The organism is Mesorhizobium sp. M0145 (genome assembly GCF_040322355.1).
Classification (GTDB): Bacteria; Pseudomonadota; Alphaproteobacteria; order Rhizobiales; family Rhizobiaceae; genus Mesorhizobium.
Map to the genome: position 1 here is coordinate 20,433 of NZ_JAMYTK010000039.1, position 19,873 is coordinate 40,305.

23 protein-coding genes are annotated in these 19,873 nt (G+C 63.9%); 5 read left to right on the forward strand and 18 right to left on the reverse strand.

Annotated features, from left to right (window positions below):
- Positions 1-2: 2 nt before the first annotated feature.
- The 8 genes from NKJ28_RS30900 to NKJ28_RS30935 form a co-directional block, all read right to left on the reverse strand.
- Entirely contained in the window at positions 3-641 is a 639-nt protein-coding gene (locus NKJ28_RS30900) for a YceH family protein (RefSeq protein WP_352572237.1), read from the reverse strand.
- 239 nt (positions 642-880) lie between these two features.
- A complete protein-coding gene (locus tag NKJ28_RS30905; RefSeq protein WP_292663232.1) occupies positions 881-1,660 on the reverse strand; it encodes a succinate dehydrogenase iron-sulfur subunit in 780 nt (259 codons plus the stop codon).
- Positions 1,660-2,097, reverse strand: a complete 438-nt coding sequence (locus NKJ28_RS30910; RefSeq protein ID WP_352572236.1) for a DUF3052 domain-containing protein — start codon at positions 2,095-2,097, stop codon at positions 1,660-1,662. The genes NKJ28_RS30905 and NKJ28_RS30910 overlap by 1 nt, the downstream gene beginning before the upstream one ends.
- Before the next feature lies 1 nt (position 2,098).
- Positions 2,099-2,410 (reverse strand): hypothetical protein, encoded by a 312-nt coding sequence (locus NKJ28_RS30915; protein ID WP_352572235.1) that lies wholly within the window; start codon positions 2,408-2,410, stop codon positions 2,099-2,101.
- A gap of 7 nt (positions 2,411-2,417) precedes the next feature.
- Positions 2,418-4,256, reverse strand: a complete 1,839-nt coding sequence (sdhA, locus tag NKJ28_RS30920) for a succinate dehydrogenase flavoprotein subunit (RefSeq protein WP_023679766.1) — start codon at positions 4,254-4,256, stop codon at positions 2,418-2,420.
- 4 nt (positions 4,257-4,260) lie between these two features.
- The gene (gene sdhD, locus NKJ28_RS30925; RefSeq protein ID WP_023679767.1) at positions 4,261-4,656 is read right to left on the reverse strand and encodes a succinate dehydrogenase, hydrophobic membrane anchor protein; all 396 of its coding nucleotides are present in this window, start codon (positions 4,654-4,656) and stop codon (positions 4,261-4,263) included.
- A 1-nt stretch (position 4,657) separates the two neighbouring features.
- Positions 4,658-5,077: a succinate dehydrogenase, cytochrome b556 subunit gene (sdhC, locus tag NKJ28_RS30930; protein WP_292663224.1), complete on the reverse strand. Its 420-nt coding sequence runs from the start codon at positions 5,075-5,077 to the stop codon at positions 4,658-4,660.
- Between the two features lie 241 nt (positions 5,078-5,318).
- Positions 5,319-5,699 carry a hypothetical protein gene (locus NKJ28_RS30935; RefSeq protein WP_031212707.1) on the reverse strand — a complete coding sequence of 127 codons (381 nt, stop codon included), beginning with the start codon at positions 5,697-5,699 and terminating at the stop codon, positions 5,319-5,321.
- A gap of 254 nt (positions 5,700-5,953) precedes the next feature.
- On the opposite strand from NKJ28_RS30935, the gene NKJ28_RS30940 reads away from it, so the two are divergent.
- A complete protein-coding gene (locus tag NKJ28_RS30940; RefSeq protein WP_352450158.1) occupies positions 5,954-6,313 on the forward strand; it encodes a hypothetical protein in 360 nt (119 codons plus the stop codon).
- Here NKJ28_RS30940 and NKJ28_RS30945 read toward each other — a convergent pair.
- Both NKJ28_RS30945 and NKJ28_RS30950 read right to left on the reverse strand, forming a co-directional pair.
- Complete coding sequence (locus NKJ28_RS30945) at positions 6,297-7,517, reverse strand: GGDEF domain-containing protein (protein ID WP_352638308.1); 1,221 nt, start codon at positions 7,515-7,517, stop codon at positions 6,297-6,299. The genes NKJ28_RS30940 and NKJ28_RS30945 overlap by 17 nt on opposite strands.
- A 76-nt stretch (positions 7,518-7,593) precedes the next feature.
- Positions 7,594-8,790, reverse strand: coding sequence for a GGDEF domain-containing protein (locus tag NKJ28_RS30950; RefSeq protein WP_352638309.1), 1,197 nt, complete (start codon positions 8,788-8,790; stop codon positions 7,594-7,596).
- 161 nt (positions 8,791-8,951) lie between these two features.
- On the opposite strand from NKJ28_RS30950, the gene NKJ28_RS30955 reads away from it, so the two are divergent.
- A complete protein-coding gene (locus tag NKJ28_RS30955; protein WP_023679773.1) occupies positions 8,952-9,263 on the forward strand; it encodes a hypothetical protein in 312 nt (103 codons plus the stop codon).
- Between the two features lie 58 nt (positions 9,264-9,321).
- Here NKJ28_RS30955 and leuC read toward each other — a convergent pair whose 3' ends face one another.
- The 6 genes from leuC to rplS form a co-directional block, all read right to left on the reverse strand.
- Positions 9,322-10,731, reverse strand: coding sequence for a 3-isopropylmalate dehydratase large subunit (gene leuC, locus NKJ28_RS30960; RefSeq protein ID WP_352638311.1), 1,410 nt, complete (start codon positions 10,729-10,731; stop codon positions 9,322-9,324).
- A gap of 73 nt (positions 10,732-10,804) precedes the next feature.
- Positions 10,805-10,957, reverse strand: a complete 153-nt coding sequence (locus tag NKJ28_RS30965) for a hypothetical protein (RefSeq protein ID WP_198023639.1) — start codon at positions 10,955-10,957, stop codon at positions 10,805-10,807.
- A 23-nt stretch (positions 10,958-10,980) separates the two neighbouring features.
- Positions 10,981-11,616: a class I SAM-dependent DNA methyltransferase gene (locus NKJ28_RS30970; RefSeq protein WP_352638313.1), complete on the reverse strand. Its 636-nt coding sequence runs from the start codon at positions 11,614-11,616 to the stop codon at positions 10,981-10,983.
- A 52-nt stretch (positions 11,617-11,668) separates the two neighbouring features.
- Positions 11,669-12,484, reverse strand: coding sequence for an amino acid ABC transporter permease (locus NKJ28_RS30975; protein ID WP_023679777.1), 816 nt, complete (start codon positions 12,482-12,484; stop codon positions 11,669-11,671).
- A gap of 266 nt (positions 12,485-12,750) precedes the next feature.
- On the reverse strand, positions 12,751-13,548 hold the full coding sequence (locus NKJ28_RS30980) for a transporter substrate-binding domain-containing protein (RefSeq protein ID WP_031212709.1): 798 nt from the start codon (positions 13,546-13,548) through the stop codon (positions 12,751-12,753).
- 256 nt (positions 13,549-13,804) lie between these two features.
- On the reverse strand, positions 13,805-14,344 hold the full coding sequence (gene rplS, locus NKJ28_RS30985) for a 50S ribosomal protein L19 (RefSeq protein WP_352572231.1): 540 nt from the start codon (positions 14,342-14,344) through the stop codon (positions 13,805-13,807).
- 382 nt (positions 14,345-14,726) lie between these two features.
- Here rplS and NKJ28_RS30990 point away from each other — a divergent pair, with 382 nt between their 5' ends.
- The gene (locus NKJ28_RS30990; RefSeq protein ID WP_352572230.1) at positions 14,727-15,479 is read left to right on the forward strand and encodes a sulfite exporter TauE/SafE family protein; all 753 of its coding nucleotides are present in this window, start codon (positions 14,727-14,729) and stop codon (positions 15,477-15,479) included.
- Here NKJ28_RS30990 and trmD read toward each other — a convergent pair.
- Entirely contained in the window at positions 15,461-16,159 is a 699-nt protein-coding gene (trmD, locus tag NKJ28_RS30995; protein WP_352593785.1) for a tRNA (guanosine(37)-N1)-methyltransferase TrmD, read from the reverse strand. The genes NKJ28_RS30990 and trmD overlap by 19 nt on opposite strands.
- A complete protein-coding gene (rimM, locus tag NKJ28_RS31000; RefSeq protein ID WP_352593784.1) occupies positions 16,156-16,755 on the reverse strand; it encodes a ribosome maturation factor RimM in 600 nt (199 codons plus the stop codon). Before rimM ends, trmD begins: the two co-directional genes overlap by 4 nt.
- A 115-nt stretch (positions 16,756-16,870) precedes the next feature.
- On the opposite strand from rimM, the gene NKJ28_RS31005 reads away from it, so the two are divergent.
- A complete protein-coding gene (locus NKJ28_RS31005) occupies positions 16,871-17,809 on the forward strand; it encodes a tyrosine recombinase XerC (protein WP_352456326.1) in 939 nt (312 codons plus the stop codon).
- Between the two features lie 85 nt (positions 17,810-17,894).
- Positions 17,895-18,962 (forward strand): TraB/GumN family protein, encoded by a 1,068-nt coding sequence (locus NKJ28_RS31010; protein ID WP_352572226.1) that lies wholly within the window; start codon positions 17,895-17,897, stop codon positions 18,960-18,962.
- Positions 18,963-19,873 lie beyond the last annotated feature (911 nt).

The window sequence follows — 19,873 nt, forward strand, 5'->3', positions numbered from 1 at the left end:
CCTTATCGCCCATCGCCGGACAGTGCGTCGAGACGGGCGCGCAATGCCGCGACCTCTTCCTCGAGGGCCTGCACGCGCGTCTCCAGATCCGACGCCGGCGAGGACGACTGCAGGGGCGCTGCGGCAGCCGACAGCTGCGGCGACCCGCTGAGCAGATGGACATAGCGATCCTCGCGCTGGCCTGGGCCGCGATCGATCTGCTGCACCAGCGGTGGCCGGCGGCCGATCAGCAGATCGAGATTGCCGCGAAGCTCGTCGATCGACGGCAGCCGCGCCATGCGCTCGCTTCGCGCCAGCAATTCATAGGCCGTCTGCGGGCCGCGCAGCAGCAACAGGCCGAGCAGCGCGATCTGCGCCGAGGTCAGGGAAAAGCGCTGCGCCACCACATGCTCGTAGCGCTCGACGCGCGACGCGAACACCTGCCTGACTAGGCCCTTCTGCTCGAGCTGGCCAAGCGCTCTTCTGACCTCGCCAAGTTCGACCGACATCACCGGCTCGCGCGCCGTCTTCTGGTTGGCCGCCGCATGTGCCGCATTGAGCGTCAGCGGATAGACGTCCGGCGTCAGCTCCTTCTTCTCGATAAGGCAGCCGAGCACGCGGGCTTCGATGGGAGAGAGGATGGGAAGGTCGATATCGGTCATAAGTTTGCTATCCTTTCGAACTCGGCGGGACAGCGCCCCCCTCTGTCCTGCCGGACATCTCCCCCTCTAGTGGGGAGATTGGCTGTCATCACCGCTTCGCCACTTTTCAAGGCTGCAGAAAGGGCGCTGTCCTCCAAGCTGCTAATCTCCCCCCTTGAGGGGGAGATGTCCGGCAGGACAGAGGGGGGCGCGAAGGATCGCTGCGGACGAGACGATCTCGGCTGCAACTCGCCCGCCGCCTACACCCGTCGCTCCACCATCATCTTCTTGATCTCGGCGATCGCCTTGGCCGGGTTGAGCCCTTTGGGGCAAGTCTGGGCGCAGTTCATGATGGTGTGGCAGCGATAGAGCCGGAACGGGTCTTCGAGATTGTCGAGCCGCTCGCCCGTCGCCTCGTCCCTGGAATCGATCAGCCAGCGATAGGCCTGCAGCAGCGTCGCCGGGCCGAGATAGCGCTCGCCGTTCCACCAGTAGCTCGGGCAGGAGGTCGAGCAGCAGGCGCACAATATGCACTCGTAGAGCCCGTCGAGCTTTTCGCGGTCCTCATGGCTCTGCAGCCATTCCTTGGCCGGCTCGGGCGACACCGTCTTCAGCCACGGCTCGATCGAGGCGTGCTGGGCGTAGAAATTGGTGAGGTCGGGCACCAGGTCCTTGACCACAGCCATGTGCGGCAGCGGATAGACCTTGATCGCGCCGGAAATGTCGTCGCAGCCCTTGGTGCAGGCCAGCGTGTTCGACCCGTCGATGTTCATGGCGCACGAGCCGCAAATGCCTTCGCGGCAGGAGCGGCGCAGCGTCAGCGTCGGGTCGATCTTGTTCTTGATCCAGAGCAGCGCGTCGAGCACCATCGGCCCGCAATCGTCCATGTCGACGAAATACGTATCCATGCGCGGGTTCTCGTCATCGTCCGGCGACCAGCGGTAGATGCGGTATTCGCGCAGATTGGTCGCGCCCTCCGGCTTCGGCCAGGTTTTTCCGGCCATGATCTTCGAGTTTTTCGGAAGCGTGAGTTCGACCATTACCTCAGGTCCTTTCGGATGACGAGCTTCAGCCCGGACCAGATCTCGTTCACGGCGGCGACCTTGACGTCGACGAGGTCGAGCTTCAGCGCCTCTGTGCGGATAACGTCCTCGGTGACGTCGGTCGGCACTTTCGATGCCTTCTTCGGCCATGACACCCAGACCATGCCGTCCCGCTTGATCGCCGCTTCGACGTCGCCGAGACGGTCCTCGATCTCGACACGCTGCCTGGTGAAGGCGTGAACGGCATCATATTTCCGGCGAATGCCAGAAATCGCCGACCAGTCGGCCAGCCGGTCGACACCGGCAAAACCGACGGCGTCGGCCAGATCGTCCAGTTCCGCCGGCAGCGCGATGAAGGCCGCGGTCATCCCGTCCTTCAGGCCGAGCTTGGCCGGAAGAGGCGTGCCGGAATATCCTGCTGCCGCCGACGCCATTCTACTTCTCCGTATGAACGTAGAGGGCGTTCACGAAGCCGGTACAGCGGGCATATACGCGCACTTCAAATGCTTTCCCGATTTGCTTTAGTGCGCCACTGGCCGGAGGCCTTGCCAGACATCTGATGTGCCCGACGTTCTTGGAATAAAAATTTCGACTTGACGATTGGGCCGTGGCGGCATCTTTCCAAACGGGAATATCATTCACCATTTTCGAGATTTTGTCAGCGTTGTCATAGATATAGACCGTCTCGGCAGACGCCGAGTGCACTCCGACGCCAACCAGAAATGCCAAGGCGATCAGATGTTTCATCATGACCTCAATACACCCTGGCCTTTGGCGCGATCTTGGCCGGGTTGATGCCGCCGTCTGCTTCCTTAAGCAGCGTTTCGGTGTGCACCGGCCGGTAGGTGAGCGCCACCTCGCCGGCCTCGTTGAGCCGAGCCAGCGTATGCTTGCGCCAGTTGGCGTCGTCGCGGGCCGAAAAGTCCTCCCGCGCGTGCGCGCCGCGGCTTTCCTTGCGCGCCTCGGCGCCGTAGACGGTGGTGATGGCGTTGGCCATCAGGTTTTCCAGCTCCAGCGTCTCGACCAGGTCGGAGTTCCAGATCATCGAGCGGTCAAACACCTTGACGTCGCCGAGTTCACCCCAGATCTGCGAAATGCGCCTGCAGCCGCTTTCCAGCGATTCCTGGGTGCGGAACACCGCCGCGTCCTCCTGCATCGCCTTCTGCATCTTTTCGCGCAAAACCGCTGTCGGCGTCGAGCCGTTGGCGTGACGCAGCCGGTCGAAGCGGTCCATTATCTTTTCGACGGCGGCCTCGTTGGGCGAAGGGATCGCCGATGTGCGGTCGATCACCTGGCCGGCCCGGATTGCCGCCGCACGGCCGAACACCACCAGGTCGATCAGCGAGTTGGAGCCCAGCCGGTTAGCACCGTGCACCGAGGCGCAGCCGGCTTCGCCGACCGCCATCAGCCCGGGCGACACCTGGTCCGGATTCGACGCCGTCGGGTTCAGCACCTCGCCCCAGTAATTGGTCGGCACGCCGCCCATATTGTAGTGGACCGTCGGCAGCACCGGGATCGGCTCCTTGGTCAGGTCGACGCCGGCAAAGATCTTTGCCGATTCCGAAATACCCGGAAGCCTCTCGTGCAGAACGGCCGGGTCGAGATGGTCGAGATGCAGGAAAATGTGATCCTTCTTCGGGCCGACGCCGCGGCCCTCGCGGATTTCCAGCGTCATGCAGCGCGAAACCACGTCGCGCGAAGCCAGATCCTTGGCTGACGGCGCGTAGCGCTCCATGAAGCGCTCGCCCTCGGAATTGACGAGATAGCCGCCCTCGCCGCGCGCGCCCTCGGTGATCAGGCAGCCGGCGCCGTATATGCCGGTCGGGTGGAACTGCACGAACTCCATATCCTGCAGCGGCAGGCCTGCGCGTGCGGCCATGCCGCCGCCATCGCCGGTGCAGGTATGCGCCGAGGTGGCCGAGAAATAGGCGCGGCCATAGCCGCCGGTCGCCAGCACCACCATCTTGGCCGAAAAGCGGTGGATGGTGCCGTCGTCGAGGTTCCAGGCGACGACGCCGGTGCAGGTGCCGTCCGGCTCCATGATCAGGTCGAGCGCGAAATACTCGATAAAGAACTGCGCATTGTGCTTCAGCGACTGGCCGTAGAGCGTGTGCAGCATGGCGTGGCCGGTGCGGTCGGCGGCCGCACAGGTGCGCTGCACCGGCGGCCCCTCGCCGAAATTCATCATCATGCCGCCGAACGGCCGCTGGTAGATTTTCCCGTCCTCGGTGCGGCTGAAGGGAACGCCGTAGTGCTCGAGCTCGTAGACCGCCGCCGGCGCTTCGCGCACCATGTATTCTTGAGCGTCGGTGTCGCCCAGCCAATCTGAGCCTTTGACGGTGTCGAAGAGATGCCACTGCCAGTTGTCGGGCCCCATATTGGCGAGCGAGGCGGCGATGCCGCCCTGCGCCGCAACCGTATGCGAGCGCGTCGGGAACACTTTGGTGATGCAGGCGGTGCGCAGGCCCTGCTCAGCCATGCCGAGCGCGGCGCGCAGGCCGGCGCCGCCGGCGCCGACGACCACGACGTCGAATTTGTGATCGACATAGCTATAGGCGGAAGCCGTGTTGGCGTTCTTCGCGTCCTTGGCCAAAAAATCAGCCTCCAAATGCCAGTTTAAGCAGGGCGAAGACCGAAGCGACGCCGACGACTACGGGAAAGAATGTGTTGAGGGCGAGCAGCGCCAGCCTGGTGCCTTCGCCATGCACATAGTCTTCGATGATCGCCTGCATGCCGAGCCGCATGTGGTAGAGCACCGACAACAGCACCAGCGCCAGCACCAGTGCAACGAACGGATTGGCAAGTGCGGCGCGCACCTCGAGATAGCTGGCGCCGTTGAGTGCGATCAGGAAGCCGACGAAGAACAGGACCAGCGGGATGTTGGAGATCGCCGTCAGCCGCTGGCGCCAGAAATGGCCGGTGCCCTCGCGGGCGGAACCGAGGCCGCGGACCTTGGCCAGCGGCGTGCGCATGTCGGGGTTCTTGCCGTTCATGTCAGGCTCCCCGCGCCATGTAGCCGGCAATCCAGATCAGCAGCGTCAGCGTGACCGAGCCGGCCAGCGTCGCCCAGGCGATCCTCGATGCCGTATGCTTTTCCAGCCCTGCCCCAGTGTCCCAGATAAGATGGCGCACACCGCCCAGCATGTGGTGCATCAGCGCCCAGCTGTAGCCGAACAGCACCAGCCGTCCCAGCCACGAGCCGAAGGCCCAGTTGACGGCATTGAAGGTCGCCTCCGAGCTCGCCGCCGCCATCAGCCACAGCGCGACCAGCAGCGTGCCGAAATAGAGCGCCCCGCCGGTGATGCGGTGGACGATCGACATCGTCATGGTGATCGGCGGCCGATAGACGGTCAGATGCGGCGAAAGCGGCCGTTCACGTCTGGCAAATTCGCGGGTGGCTGGTGATTTGCTCATGGCTCCCCCAGTTCGGCGTCTCTGGAGCCTCAGGTGGGAATGCGGCATTACCGCTTCCGGTTGCGACTTCGGACAGCCGGTTTCTAATGCTCTTTTTGCACCGCGTCAAAGCCGGAAAACCGTTTCGAAAACGTAATTTAGTCTGATGAAAGCGAGGCTTCAGCTTCAATCGATTAGGGCTGTCGCCTTGCGCCGGCACAATGTCGCCGCACTGCAAAATATGGCTGGCGCAAGGGGCGGATCAGCGCTTGCAGGCCAGCGGTGATGCACCGCCCTTCATCACCAGCGCCTCACGCCCATCGATCACGATTGCGTCATGCGCCTCGCCGTAACGGCTGGTCTGATTGGCCGGTGACGCCGGCAGCTCGGCGCTGGCGCCGTTCTGGCCGAGGACGCGCACCGACGTGCCGAGATTCTCGATGGTTATCACGCTACCGTCGGCGCAGTTGTAAGTAGCTGTGCGCGGCTGCGGTGCCGTCGGTTCGCTAGCGGCGGGAGCAAGCGACACGGAAGCGGCGGCCGTGTTGCCGAGCTTGGGCGCGCTGGTCTGCGGCGCGCAGGCGGCGGCAGCCAGCAGCGGCGGAATGGCCAGCGCCATCCGAAACGTGCGGCGTAATCTCATTTGCTGCTTTCCCCCCGCGTATCGAGCCCGCCGCGATGCTCCGGCAAGCCACCGGATTTCATGCTTTTCGAGTCGCGCCCGATGCTGGGGATGGTGGGAACAAGGCATGGCCGAATGATGGCCGGTGGGCGATCGAGTATTAACCATATTTTCCGAGACCTCGCCCCTGCTGCGGTTGCCCTCTTAACAAAGGTTAATAAAAGGTTAATTTCTGATTCGAGGAGGCTTGCCTCTCAGCAATGGAGCAGCACGCCATGCATTCGAATTCAGCAGGATCGCGCCTTCCCTGGTTCCTATTGGCGGCGCTCGCCGTCGGCGTCGTCGCACCGGCATTCGCCGGGACGCGCCATCATGACCGCGTCTATGCCGATTCCTTCGGCAATCTCGTCATCGACAGCGCCGCCGGCTACAAGCGTATCCTCGTTGGCGAGGGCAAGCTGGCCAAGGAATTGTCCGACTACACCAGCGCCGGCCAGCCCGACGTGATCTACGAAAACGAATCGGACGATGTCCGCGGCGGCGACTGCTATAGGCCGCCGGTTTTCGTCAAGGGCCGCAGCTATATGTACGGCCTCTCCGACGGCGAAATGCCGGAGCTCAGCCCCTGCCGCTGACGGCCACGCCGCCCTTGGTTGACGGCGCCGGCAGGGCAACAGCCGGCCCCGCCGAGACACGCACGCAATCGCGACCGCTGCCCTTCGCCTGATAGAGCGCTTTGTCGGCGCGCCGCAGCAGGTCGGAAAAGCTTTCGCCCGGACCAAGCTCGGCAATGCCGAAGCTGGCGCTGCAGCGGTGATCCGCGGGCAGGCAGTCGATCGGCGTGGCACCGAAGGCGCTACGCGTGCCCTCGGCAAAGAGCCGGGCGGCGGCTAGATTGGTCCCCGGCAGGAAAATAGCGAATTCCTCGCCGCCGATGCGGCCGGCGACATGATGGTCGGCCGCGGCATCGCGGAGAAACCCGGCAAAGGTCTCGATGACCCGATCGCCCGACGCGTGGCCGTAAGTATCGTTGATGCGCTTGAAATGGTCGAGATCGGCAATGACCAGTGCCGCTGGAACGGCGCGCCGCATGGCGTCACGCAGCGCGATCTCGGCATGGCGCTCGAAGCCGCCACGGTTGAGCAGCCGCGAAAGCGTGTCGGTTTCCGATTTCGACGTCGCCTCGGCGAGCACGTCGCGGACCAGGATAGCCAATGTCACCAGCGCAAGCGCCAGGCCGAACACGGTGCCGACCGACTGCGACACCAACGCATAGCTGGTCTGCGCATAAGATTGCGGATTGGCGCCCCAGCCACCAAGCGCATGGGCGATGAAGGGTTTGCTGGCGAACTGCAAGGTGCTGGCCGCCAGGACAGCCATCAGCATATAGTCGAGCCGCTCGCGTCTTTGCCTGGACGACAAGACGATCGCCAGCCCGGTGAACTGCATAGCCGCATAGGGAAGCTGGTAGGCCGCCATTCGCACAAAGGATTGGCGTGGCAGGTCCTGCACGAAGTGGACCGCGAGGGTGGCGAAGACCAGGAAGAACAGCATCGGCGGCCAAGGCGGCGAAACGCGGTATTTATGGGCAAGCCCGCCATTGAAGGCGACGGTAGCGCCAAGGAAGGCGGCAAAGGCGGCGACAACCACGGGGCGCGCATTGTCGAAGGCAGGAATGCTGAACTCGATCGCGAAATAAGCCGTGCCGAGCACATAGCCGAACGCCAGCCAGCGTGCCGACACCCGGCCGGCGTCATAGACCGCGATCGTCATGAAGGCCGCCGCCAGCAGCCCGGTAACGAACAGGTTGATCAGCAGGATGAAATTAGCGCTGCCCATGGCGTTTTGGCACTCCCCCCGAACAGCAAATCACCAACGCGCGAAAAAGACGTTAATTCGAAGCCGCCGCTGACGCTCAGCCAGCACTGGTCCGATTGGGAAGGACGACCGTTTCAGGCCGCTGATAGGACAGGCATACGCTGTCGCGGCCACTCCTTTTGGCTTTGTAGAGCGCTTCGTCGGCGCGGCGCATCAGCGGGTCCAGCCCTTCGTCGCTGGTGCGGGCGGCCACGCCGAAGCTCGCGGTCACCCTTGTGTCGGGCGGAAGTCCGTCGATTCTGCCCGCCGAATAGACCGTGCGAATGGCTTCGGCAAACAGTCTTGCCGCGCCAAGGTCGCTGAGCGGTATCAGCACGGCGAACTCTTCGCCGCCGATACGGCCGGCAACGCCGCGCGTACCTGCAGCCGACAGAAGCTTGGCAGCGAAGTCGGCGATGACGCGATCGCCGGCCGCGTGGCCATGCTGATCGTTGAGCGCCTTGAAATGATCGAGATCGGCAAGCACCAGCGCAACCGGCAATTGCGCCGTGGCACAGTGCTGCAGGACAAGCATGGCGCGCTCCTCGAAGCCGCGGCGGTTGAGCAGGCCCGACAGCGGGTCTGTCAGGGTTTCGGTCTTCAGGGCCTTCATCACATCGAGCGCGGCGGCGCCGAACAGGCAAAGCGCAATAAGCAGCGACAGCAATGCATGCGACAGCAGAGCCGTCGTCCAGTAGGACGAGGAGTAAAGCCCTTCATAGCTGGTGAACGGCCCATGCGCGATGACGACGGCAAGCGTCCGCCCCAGGAAGTTCAGGCCGGAAAGCAGCGACAGCACGAACAGGATCATTTCTGTCGGGCCGTTGTTGCGCACCACGCGCAACTCGGCGGCGACAACCAGGCTGATGCCGCCGAAGCTGAAATTGATGGCAAGGATGCGCCAGGTGAGATCCGGCCGGGCAAAAAGAAACCACGAGAACGCGGCCAGGCCGCCGCAGGCCAGAATGCCGACCGCCGGGTAAGGCACGCGCCGCCCATAGCGCGCAATGACCGCGCCGGCGAGACAGCAGGTGGCGAAGGTGAAGCACAGGATCGAGATGAGCTTGGTCGGCGCCATGCCGACCGGCAGCGTGAAATACTGGAGCAGGAAGCCTGCGGCCGAGGCCGAGTAGCCCGCCGCCAGCACAGCCAGATAGGGACGGTGGCGCTGATAGAACCACAGCACGAGAAATGCCGCGCCGAGTGTGAGGGCGATGCCTGGATTGAGCAGCGCTATGAGCAGGCCGGTGTCCAAGCGCTGTAATTTCCCCTCGCTTCCCCTTGGAGGACCTTAGAGCGGAAGCCCAAACAAGCGGTTAAGCGAAAGCGAATATACGACAGGTACGTCGACAAAGCCGCTGGGCGGAACCGCGAACGGCGAGCGGCGTTTCACGACGGCAACCAGGAGACGCTCCGATGGCCGACACGATCATGCTGACCGATCACGATGCAATTCGCTCATGGGCCGCGGCACGCGCCGGCTTTCCGGCGATCGTCGACGTGTCGCCCGAAGCCGGAACGCAGCCCATGCTGAGGCTGGTCTTCGGCCAGCATGCCTATCAGGACCAGGATGAGGCCGAACGTCCGGTCAATGCCGGCGGCTATGAACTGGTCGAATGGGATGAATGGTTCAAACTCTTCGACGAGCGCCAACTGGCGCTGGTCGTCGCAAAGGACCAACCCGGCCGCCGTGAGGGATTCCACGAATTCGTCAGGCGGCCCGACTGAAGAATGCCCGAACCGCATTGCGGCTCGGGCTCCTCATATCCGACTGCGCGCGCCTGCCCTATTTCCACTCGCGGATGTCGACGAAATGGCCGGCGATCGCCGCCGCCGCGGCCATTGCCGGCGACACCAGATGCGTCCGGCCCTTGAAACCTTGGCGCCCCTCAAAATTGCGATTCGAGGTCGAGGCGCAGCGCTCATGCGGCTTCAGCCGGTCGTCGTTCATGGCAAGGCACATCGAGCAGCCCGGCTCACGCCAGTCAAAGCCGGCGGCGACAAATATCTTGTCGAGGCCTTCGGCCTCTGCCTGTTCCTTGACCAGGCCGGAGCCCGGCACGATCATCGCACTGACCCGCGGATTGACTTGTCTGCCCTCGATCACCTTGGCGGCGGCGCGCAGATCCTCGATGCGGCCATTGGTGCAGGAGCCGATGAAGACGCGATCGAGTTCGATATCGGTGATCTTGGTGCCCGGCTTCAGGCCCATATAGTCGAGTGCGCGCTGCTTGGAGGTGCGCTTGTTCTCATCAGTGATGTCGTCCGGGTTCGGCACGATGCCTTGCACCGAGACCACGTCCTCGGGCGAGGAGCCCCAGGAGACGATCGGCGGCAGCTTTGCCGCGTCGAGCACGACCATCTTGTCGAAATGCGCGCCTTCGTCGGACTGCAGCGTCTTCCAGTAGGCGAGCGCGGCGTCCCAGGCTTCGCCCTTGGGGGCGCGCGGCTTGTCCTTGACATAGGCGAAGGTGGTCTCGTCGGGCGCGATCAGGCCGGCGCGCGCGCCGGCTTCGATCGACATGTTGCAGATCGTCATGCGGCCTTCCATCGACAGCGCACGGATTGCCTCGCCGGCATATTCGATGACATAGCCGGTGCCGCCGGCCGTGCCGATCTCGCCGATGATGGCGAGGATGATGTCCTTGGCGGTGACGCCTTCCGGCAGTGCGCCGTCGACGCGCACCAGCATGTTCTTGGCCTTGCGCTGGATCAGCGTCTGCGTCGCCAGCACATGCTCGACTTCCGAGGTGCCGATGCCATGCGCCAGCGCCCCGAACGCGCCATGCGTCGAGGTGTGGCTGTCGCCGCAGACGATGGTCATGCCGGGCAGCGTAAAGCCTTGCTCGGGACCGATGATGTGGACGATGCCCTGGCGGATATCCTTCTCGGAATAATATTCGATACCGAAATCCTTGGCGTTCTTGGCCAGCGCCTCGACCTGAATGCGGCTTTCCTCGTTCTTGATGCCGAACTTGCGCTCGGGCGAGGTCGACACATTGTGGTCGACCACGGCCAGCGTCTTTTCCGGATGCCGAACCTTGCGGCCGGTCATGCGCAGGCCTTCGAAAGCCTGCGGGCTGGTGACTTCGTGGACCAGATGGCGGTCGATATAGAGCAGGCAGGTGCCGTCGTCCTGGCGGTCGACAACATGGTCGTCGAAAATCTTGTCGTAGAGGGTGCGCGGTGCGCTCATTTGCGTAAATCCGTCGAATTAAAAAGGGAAAACGACGCCGGTCGGACCGGCGAAACAGCCTGGCGAGTCTGCCCTAGCTAAGTCGGCTGGTCAGCGCCCCGCAGACGCGCGCGGAAAATCGCGACGGCAGGCGTTTCCTGTCCTGCAGCACGAAACCTTTATAGGCCGGATCGCCAAAAAGCTCTTCCATGGCGCTGCTCATATCAATGTTTTGGCTTTTCAGCAATCGCGTCTGCCTTCGCAGGCGCTTCACAGCACCTCGAACACGAAGGTCTTCACCAGCGCGTCGGGCTCGGCGATTGCGTAGCAGCGGAACCACGGGCTCTCCTCGACCGGCCGCCATTTTTTCGCCTGCTCCAGTTCGCCAAACACGGCTTGAAACCCGCCGCTTTCAAAAACCTGGTCGCGGACCGTGAAGATGGCGTGGCCGCCCGTCCTGGTGATCCGTACCAGTTCATGCAGGCCCGACGCCGGTGCGTGGCTTATGGTGAACACGCCGGTCGAGAAAAAGGCGCGGAAATACCCGTCCGCCCAAGGCAATGGCCCGCCGAGCATCGCCTGTTTCAGCTCGCTGTAGGCCTGCCGGCTGCCGGCGATTTTCAGCATGTCCTGCGACAGGTCGAGCCCGGCAATATCGTGGTAGCCGAGCGCCTTGAGCGGCGGCCCCGACAGGCCGGTGCCGCAGCCGGCGTCGAGCAGCGGCCCTTCGCCCGGCGGCACATGGCGCGCCACCCAGGCGGTGATCAGGAACGGCAGGAGATAGCCGAGCGCCGCGGTTTCGCCGTCATAGGTCGCGGCCCATTGCGCATAGGCCTTGGCGAGCGTCTCAGGCGTGTCGGCCGTATAGACCGCTTCCAGCGCCGCATTGGCTTTGTCGATGATCATCGGTCCTCCCCGGTCGCGTCCGCTCGATGGTAGCGCCGTTTTCGCCTGCCTTCTATTCCCCATGCTGGTGGCGGAGCCGCTTCTCCAGCGCCCGCAAGGCCAACGACAGGCCGACGGTCAGGATGAGATAGATATAGGCGACGATCGAATAGGTTTCGAAGAAGCGGAACGAGCCAGCGGCGTAGATCTTGCCCATCTGGGTGATGTCGGCGACGCCGAGCACCGAGACCAGCGAGGAATCCTTGACCATGGCGACGAAATCATTGCCGAGCGGCGGCAGGATGGTGCGGATCGCCTGCGGAAAGATGACCAGCCGGAAGCGCTGGGTGCGCGTCAGCCCGAGCGCCTTGGCCGCCTCGATCTGCCCCTTCTCGACCGCCTGGATACCGGCGCGGAACACCTCCGAGATGAAGGCGGAATAGCCGATGGTCAGCGCCATGACGGCGCGCCAAAGCAACGACACGTCGCGTACCAGCAGCTCACCGAAGAGGCCGGCGCTTTGCAGCGGCGCCGTCAGCGCGTTCCATGCCGCGACGAAGGCCGGCGCCCCGGCAAAGGCGATCCAGAACAACAGCACCAGCATCGGCACGCCGCGGATGATCTCGACGTAGAAGCGGCCGATCTGGCTGAGCCAGCGTGAGCCCGACAGGCCCATCAGCGCGACGCCGAGGCCGATCGCGCAAGCCAGCGCGAAGGCGACCACCGTGACGAAGATGGTGACGCCGATGCCCTTGGCGACGGTTGCGAAGACCTGGGCATAGAGGTCGCTGGCAGCGATGAAGATGGCGGCGGCCAAGGCGATCGCCACGGCCACGGCAAGCCACCACGGGAAGTCGGATTTGGCTGAGGCGAGAGGCGCCGACGGCATCAAGCGGTACCGATAACAGAGTCACGAAGGCAGCGTTCTGTCACACCCCCCTCTGGCCTGCCGGCGATCTCCCCCTCCAGGGGGGAGATCGGCAGCTTTGACCTCGCGGCCCGTTCTGCAACACTGAAAATTGGCGAAAGCCGATGCGAAATCCGATCTCCCCCCTTGAGGGGGAGATGTCCGGCAGGACAGAGGGGGGTGTACGAGCGCAGAGTCAGCGCGAGTTCCCGCGCACAATCGTCATGAAATGCGCGCAACAAGCGGGCCTACTGCCCCATCTTGTAATCAAGGAACCACTTCTTGTTGAGCGCGTCGAGCGTACCGTCGGCCTTGAGCGCGGCGATTGCCGCGTTGACCGGCTTCACCAGGTCGGAGCCCTTGGGGAAGATGAAGCCGAAATCCTCGGTGCCGAGTGGGCCGCCGATCAGCTTAAGGCCGCCATTGGACGCATCGACATAGCCCTTGCCGGCAGTGCCGTCGGTGAGCACGACGTCGACGTCGCCGGCCTTCAGTGCCTGCACCGTCGCGCCGAACGTCTCGAACAGCTTGATGCGCGGGTTCTGCTCGTTGCCGTCGAGCACGCTGTAGACGGCGGTGTAGAAGGGCGTGGTGCCGGCCTGCGCGCCGATCAGCCCGTCCTTGAAGGCGGCGAACGTCTTTGCATCGGTGAAGCGCTTCTCGTCGCCGCGCACCAGCATGAACTGTTCCGAGCGCATATACGGATCGGAGAAATCGACCTTCTGCTTGCGGTCGTCCTTGATGGTGATGCCGGTCATGCCGATGTTGTACTGATTGTCGGAAACCGCCTGGATCATCGCGTCCCAAGAGGTATTCTGGTACTCGACCTTGAAATTCAGCCGTTTGGCGATCTCGTTCATCGCGTCATATTCCCAACCGATCTGCTTGCCGGTCTTGGCATCGATGAACTGCAGCGGCGGATAGGCGTTTTCGGTCACCACCACCACCTTCTTGCCGCCGAGGTCGGGCAGCGCCTGCGCCAGAGCCGCGACCGGCACGAGAAGGCAAGCCAGCAGGCCGGCCAGCAGCAGTTTCGAATTGATCATGACTATGCTCCCCAGGAACTGAACCGCCTCGATCGACCGAGGCATGCAGGAAATCCGGCGCCGACTTTAGCTTTCCGCAGGCGCCTTGCAAGCCGCTCTGATGCGCCGCTCGGCACGAAAATGAATTCCAATGCTTTCAACGGCGGCAATTACAGAACGATCCGTATCGATTGCGGACCGGCAAAATCGAATCCACCTCGTGAAATAAAAAGGCGGCCGAAGCCGCCTTTCCAAAACCATGAGTTTTGAAGACGCCTTATTCGGCGGCAGTTGCTTCCGCGGCCTTGGCGGCCTCGTCGGCGGCCTTCTTCTCGGCGGCGTCCTGCGCGGCCTTCTCGGCGGCCAGCGCCTGGGCGGCGGCCACTTTCTCGGCCTCGATGCGCGCCTTCTCGGCGTTCAGCGCATCGCGCTCTTCGTCGTTGAGCTTGCGGGCGCGCACGCCGGTGTTTTCCGAAATGCGGGCCGATTTGCCGCGACGGTCTCGCAAATAGTACAGCTTGGCGCGACGCACCTTGCCGCGGCGCACGATCTCGACGCCCTCGACCATCGGCGAATAGACCGGGAACACCCGCTCCACGCCTTCGCCGTAGGAGATCTTGCGGACGGTGAAGTTTTCCTGGAAGCCGGCGCCGGCGCGGGCGATGACGACGCCCTCATAGGCCTGGACGCGGGTGCGGGTGCCTTCGGTCACACGGACCTGGACGCGCACGGTATCGCCGGGCTGGAATTCGGGGAGCTTGCGCTTGGCTTCGATCTTGGCGGCCTGCTCGGCCTCGATCTGACGGAGGATGTCCATCTCAAAAATCCACTTCTTGTTCTTCCGACAGTCAGAGCGCCCGACACTCGCCTTGCAGTCGCATCGACCGCTCGGCTATGCCCTTCGTTCGAGAACGTCTGTTCGAGAACATCGGGCAGGGGCGACTACACCGTCATTGTTGACGGGCCAGAAGATCGCTCTTGGCAGATTTTTCTTCCGGTTCGGCGCGCACATACAGCTATTTCGGCGCTTTGTCACGTCTTCGCCGTTTCTTTTTTGGGCCGTTTCTTTTTTGCGCTGCTTCTTGGGCTGGCGCCCGCTGTGGCAATCCCGTGATCGCTTGTGGTCCAGGGGGTTGCGCCCGCGCGTCAAGCTTCCTAAGCCGGAAGATAAGCATTTTCCTCCAGCGACGACACCCCTCATGCCAATCTTGGACGCGGTCCTGCTCTTTCTCGCCGGCTTTCTATCAGGCGCGGTCAATGCCGTTGCCGGCGGCGGCACGTTCATAACCTTTGGCGCCATGACCCTGGCCGGCCTGCCGCCGATCGTCGCCAATGCGACATCGTCGGTGACGCAGTTCCCCGGCTACATCACCTCGACGCTCGCCTATTGGCACGACATCAAGCATTTCTGGCGCGGCGCACTGCTGCTCAGCCTCATTTCGGCTCTCGGTGCGCTGTCTGGCGCGCTCATCCTTCTAGGGCTCGACAACCCGTCCTTCCGCGCCTTGGTGCCGTGGCTGCTGCTGGCGGCAACCGCATTGTTTGCTGCCGGGCCATGGCTGAAGCCGGCGCCCAAGCCGGAGCATGAGGCCGCGGTGGGTTCTCTGGTCGGGTCGCTGGCGCAGTTCGCCACCGCCGCCTATGGCGGCTTCTTCGGCGCCGGCATGGGCGTCATGATGCTGGCGACGCTCGGTCTCACCCAGTCCGGCGACTATCACCGGCTGAACGCACTGAAGAACATGCTGGCCGTGGTCATCGCTGCGGTTGCCATCCTCGTCTTCGTCTCGGGCGGCGTCATTGCCTGGCTGCAGGCGATCATCATGATCCCGGGTGGCGCGCTGGGCGGCTATGCCGGCGTCTGGATCGCTAGGCGCGTGCCGCAGAACGCGGTGCGCGGCTTCGTCATCGCCGTCGGCCTGTTCCTGGCTTTCTACTATTTCGACAAGGGCTGAGCGGCTGAAAGATCCGGCCGTCGCTCCTTCGTCAGCCTCTCCGCTTCGGCCCGCCGCCAAGCCGCGATCTTCCTGTGATTGCCCGAAATCAGCACTTCGGGAATCGGCCGGCCCTCGAACTCCTGCGGCCGCGTATAATGCGGATGTTCGAGCAGGCCGTTTTCAAAGCTCTCTTCCTCGCCCGATACCGCATTGCCCATGACGCCGGGCAGCAGGCGCACCACGGCGTCGAGCAGCACGAGTGCCGCCGGCTCGCCGCCGGACAGGATGAAGTCGCCGATCGAAACTTCCTCGAGGCCGCGCGATTCAATGACCCGCTGGTCGACGCCTTCGAAGCGGCCGCAGACGATCACCGCACCCGGCCCGCCGGCGAGCTCGCGCACCCGTGCCTGCGTCAGCGGCTTGCCGCGCGGGCTCATCAGCAGGCGCGGACGTGGATCGGCTGCCGGCGAGGCATGGTCGATGGCGCTGGCCAGCACGTCTGCCCGCATCACCATGCCGGCGCCGCCGCCGGCCGGCGTGTCATCGACGGTACGGTGACGATCGCTGGCAAAGTCGCGGATCTGGATCGTTTCGAGCGACCAAATGCCGGTCTCGAGCGCGCGGCCGGCCAGCGACAGGCCAAGCGCGCCGGGAAACATCTCGGGATAGAGCGTCAGCACCGAAGCCGAAAAACTCACCGGTTGCCTCCGGCGTCCCTAGGCCCGCGCGGCCTGCCCTTGGGGTCGAAACCGTCGTCAGCGGGAGGCTCGCCGTCCTCGTCCTCGACCAACCCTGCGGCGGCTGGATCAACGCGGACAAAGCCGCCGGCGATCGACACTTCCGGAACAGCGGCCTGCGTGAACGGGATGAGCACGCCTTTGCGCCCCGCCAGCGTCACGTCGAGAATGTCGCCGCCGCCGAAATTATGCACGGCGACGACCTTGCCGATGATGGCACCGATGTCATCCTTGACCTCCAGTCCGACGAGGTCGGCATGGTAGAATTCATCCTCTTCGCCCTCATCGGGCAACACCGAACGGTCGACGAACAATTCGGTGCCGGCCAGCGCCTCGGCGGCATTGCGGTCGTTGACGCCTTTGAACCGCACCACCACCACGGTGTTGGCGGGCCTGATGTCGACGATCTGGAAGGCGCGGCCATCCCTGGCGTAGAGCGGACCGTAATCGGCCAGCGCCAGCGGGTCGCCGGTAAAGCTCTTGACGCGCAATTCGCCCTTGATGCCATGCGCGGCACCGATCACGGCCATCTGGACGGGGTTTTGCGGCTTGATCATCTGCGGAAAATCCTTTGCCTTGCTCTAACCCCAGCCCGTCGTCATTTCAATGACGCCGCTCTTCACCGCTTCCTAACCCGCGTGCCGGAAGATGGCGGGGAACTGGAAGAGTGCAATGCAGGAATTCCTCATACCGGCAAAACCCGACCTGCAGGCGGCGCGCGAGGCCTGGCTGAAGATGCTGGCGCGCGAACGCCGGCTATCGCCCGAAACCGTCGAGGCCTATGAGCGCGACACGCGCCAGTTCCTGCATTTCCTGACCGGCCATTGCGGCGGCTCGCCCGGCATTTCCGACATCGCCGATCTGCGCCCCGCCGATCTGCGCGGCTTTCTCGCTGCCCGCCGTGCCGAGGGCGCCGGCGCCCGCACGCTCGGGCGCGGGCTGGCCGGCATCCGCTCGCTGCTGCGTTTCCTGGAACGGCGCGGCCTCGCCAATGCGGCAGGTGCGACAGCCTTGCGCGCGCCGCGGCAGCCGAAATCGCTGCCCAAGCCGCTGACCGCAAGCGATGCAAAACACGTCGTCTCGGTGGAAGGCCAACTGGCGGAGGAGCCGTGGATTGCCGCGCGCAACGCCGCCGTGCTGACCCTGCTCTATGGGTCCGGCTTGCGGATCTCCGAGGCGCTCGGCCTGTCGGGCGCCGATCTTTCCTCACCTGGTGATACCGTGCTGCGCGTCACCGGCAAGGGTGGCAAGACCCGGCTGGTGCCGGTGCTGCCGGTGGCACTGCGGGCGATTGCCGAATACCGCCGCTTGTGTCCCTGGCATCTCGATCCCAAGGGCCTGCTGTTTCGCGGTGCCCGCGGCGGCCCGCTCAACCCGGCAATCGTCCAGCGCGACATGGCCAAGCTGCGCTCGGCGCTCAACCTGCCCGACACGGCGACGCCGCATGCGCTGCGCCATTCCTTCGCCACGCATCTGCTAGGGCGCGGCGGCGACCTGCGCACCATCCAGGAGTTGCTCGGCCACGCCAGCCTGTCGACAACCCAGATATACACCGGCGTCGACACCGCCAGGCTGCTCGAGATTTACGAAGCAGCTCATCCTCGTGCGTGATCGATGCATGTGTCGGTGGCCATCTCGCAACAATTTTGATGCGCCGGTTAACCGTTTTGCCGCTTTTTGCGCCTAGAAGCGCAGCATGAAACGCCTCATCGCCATCGCCGACCGCGCGACCCATATGTCGCTGAAGCTGCTCGTCGCGCTCAACGCCCTGTTTTTCCTCTCTTTCCTCATCGTCGCGCTGCTCGCCGCGGGCAAGGCACGCGCCGAGACTTCGGCCTGCGGCGGTAGCGATATGCTGAGCGCGCTGCAAAAGGACGACCCGGCTGCCTACCGCAAGATCGAGGCAGACGCGGCAGCGACGCCGAACGGCAAGGGCCTGCTGTGGAAGCTCGAAAAATCGGGCGAAAAACCGTCCTTCCTGTTCGGCACCATGCACGTTACCGACCCGCGCGTCACCACGCTGCCACCCGCCGCGCAGAAGGCATTCGATGCGGCTGGCACCGTCATCATCGAGACCACCGAAGTGCTCGACAAGCAGAAGATGATGGCAGCACTGCTGAAAGAGCCGGATCTGATGATGTTCACCGACAAGACGACGCTTTCGTCGCTGCTGTCGCCGGAGGATGCGGCGGTGGTCAACAAGGCGCTCGATGCGCGTGGCATCCCGCCAGCGACCGTCGCCAAGATGAAACCTTGGTTGCTGTCGGCGATGGTGGCGCTACCTGTATGCGAAGTCGCCCGCCAGGCTGGCGGTGCGCCGGTGCTCGACGTCAAGCTTGCCAAGGACGCCGAGGCTTCGGGCAAATCGGTCGAGGGGCTGGAGACAATCGCCGACCAGCTGCGCGCCATGGCTTCGCTGCCGATCGCCTTTCACCTGAAGGGGCTGGTCGATACGCTGAAGCTTGGCGACAAGGTGAACGACGTCAACGAAACCATGATCGTGCTTTACCGGCGTGGCGACACTGGCATGTATGTACCGCTGTTTCGGGCCGTCATCCCCGAACAGGTCGACGACCAATCGGGTTACGCCGAATTCGAGCAGACCATGATCACCAGCCGCAACAAGGTGATGGTCGATCGTGCAGCGCCGATCCTCGCCCACGGCAATGTCTTCATGGCGGTCGGCGCCATGCACCTTCCCGGAGCGCAAGGCTTGGTCGAGGGTTTCCGCAAGATCGGCTATACGGTGACCGCCGTCAACTGAACGACACGGCGGAGTTGCACACCGAATCATTGCCGAGGCGGGACCAGCCCTTACTCGTGGCGCGACGGCGGACCAGCCGCGCTTCGTGCCAAGAAACTGAAAAAGGTTCGGTTTGGCTCGATCGAAACCCATTTTGCGGTGGAAATGCATGCCTGCAAGCGATTCCGGATCAGAATTGCCCTGTTTTCGGCGTTTTCAACGCCTAATGTGAAACCGATTCAACGATTGTACGTTGATGGCTATTACTTGATGTTTTTCATCCACGGAGGACACTTTTATGGCGAACACACCCAATCCGAACGACCCATTCACCTCACCGGGTACCGCACGGCCACGCGGCGGCGGCAGCGGCTGGCTGATTGCACTGGTCGTCGTTATCCTGGCAATTGTCGCCTATTATGTTTTTGGAAGACGTAGCGAGGCACCTGCGCCTGCCGAACCGCCCGCAGCCAGCACACCGGCTCCGGCCCCAGCACCTGCCGAGCCGATGAAGCCAGCCGAACCGGCTCCTGCGCCAGCTCCGGCGACACCCGCTCCGGCTCCGGCAGAGCCTGCACCCGCGCCTGCACCCGCGCCGGCTCCGGCTCCGGCTCCGGCACCCGCGCCGGCACCGGCTCAGTGATCAGACTGCCGACTTAGTATATGAACGGCCCGCTGAAAGGCGGGCCGTTTTTTTTGGGGAGCAGCCGTCGATGCTCTGAGCTGCGATTAGCCATGGGCTAACTTCATCTTCGTCATCCAGCGCGGAGCAGGAGCGAAGCGACATCGCGGAGACCCTGGAATCCATCTGTGGTTCAGAATGGAAGCCGTCTGTGGTGATCCTTCGCAGTTGTGTGCGTCAAGTTCTGCAAAATGGCGTGGCATTGCGGTGACGTCGGCGTGTCCGCCGCGCAGCCCCCGTGTTTAGCGGA

What these genes read in the sequence shown, in the direction of transcription:
- NKJ28_RS30970 (WP_352638313.1), bottom strand. Translation starts at nt 11,616, where the DNA reads ATGATCATCGACAAAGCCAATGCGGCGCTGGAAGCGGTCTATACGGCC.
- NKJ28_RS30915 (WP_352572235.1), bottom strand. Translation starts at nt 2,410, where the DNA reads ATGAAACATCTGATCGCCTTGGCATTTCTGGTTGGCGTCGGAGTGCAC.
- NKJ28_RS30900 (WP_352572237.1), bottom strand. Translation starts at nt 641, where the DNA reads ATGACCGATATCGACCTTCCCATCCTCTCTCCCATCGAAGCCCGCGTG.
- NKJ28_RS30955 (WP_023679773.1), top strand. Translation starts at nt 8,952, where the DNA reads ATGGCCGACACGATCATGCTGACCGATCACGATGCAATTCGCTCATGG.
- NKJ28_RS30935 (WP_031212707.1), bottom strand. Translation starts at nt 5,699, where the DNA reads ATGAGATTACGCCGCACGTTTCGGATGGCGCTGGCCATTCCGCCGCTG.
- leuC (WP_352638311.1), bottom strand. Translation starts at nt 10,731, where the DNA reads ATGAGCGCACCGCGCACCCTCTACGACAAGATTTTCGACGACCATGTT.
- NKJ28_RS30905 (WP_292663232.1), bottom strand. Translation starts at nt 1,660, where the DNA reads ATGGTCGAACTCACGCTTCCGAAAAACTCGAAGATCATGGCCGGAAAA.
- NKJ28_RS31005 (WP_352456326.1), top strand. Translation starts at nt 16,871, where the DNA reads ATGCAGGAATTCCTCATACCGGCAAAACCCGACCTGCAGGCGGCGCGC.
- NKJ28_RS30940 (WP_352450158.1), top strand. Translation starts at nt 5,954, where the DNA reads ATGCATTCGAATTCAGCAGGATCGCGCCTTCCCTGGTTCCTATTGGCG.
- NKJ28_RS30980 (WP_031212709.1), bottom strand. Translation starts at nt 13,548, where the DNA reads ATGATCAATTCGAAACTGCTGCTGGCCGGCCTGCTGGCTTGCCTTCTC.
- NKJ28_RS30975 (WP_023679777.1), bottom strand. Translation starts at nt 12,484, where the DNA reads ATGCCGTCGGCGCCTCTCGCCTCAGCCAAATCCGACTTCCCGTGGTGG.
- rimM (WP_352593784.1), bottom strand. Translation starts at nt 16,755, where the DNA reads ATGATCAAGCCGCAAAACCCCGTCCAGATGGCCGTGATCGGTGCCGCG.
- NKJ28_RS30910 (WP_352572236.1), bottom strand. Translation starts at nt 2,097, where the DNA reads ATGGCGTCGGCGGCAGCAGGATATTCCGGCACGCCTCTTCCGGCCAAG.
- sdhC (WP_292663224.1), bottom strand. Translation starts at nt 5,077, where the DNA reads ATGAGCAAATCACCAGCCACCCGCGAATTTGCCAGACGTGAACGGCCG.
- sdhD (WP_023679767.1), bottom strand. Translation starts at nt 4,656, where the DNA reads ATGAACGGCAAGAACCCCGACATGCGCACGCCGCTGGCCAAGGTCCGC.
- NKJ28_RS30945 (WP_352638308.1), bottom strand. Translation starts at nt 7,517, where the DNA reads ATGGGCAGCGCTAATTTCATCCTGCTGATCAACCTGTTCGTTACCGGG.
- NKJ28_RS30990 (WP_352572230.1), top strand. Translation starts at nt 14,727, where the DNA reads ATGCCAATCTTGGACGCGGTCCTGCTCTTTCTCGCCGGCTTTCTATCA.
- rplS (WP_352572231.1), bottom strand. Translation starts at nt 14,344, where the DNA reads ATGGACATCCTCCGTCAGATCGAGGCCGAGCAGGCCGCCAAGATCGAA.
- NKJ28_RS31010 (WP_352572226.1), top strand. Translation starts at nt 17,895, where the DNA reads ATGAAACGCCTCATCGCCATCGCCGACCGCGCGACCCATATGTCGCTG.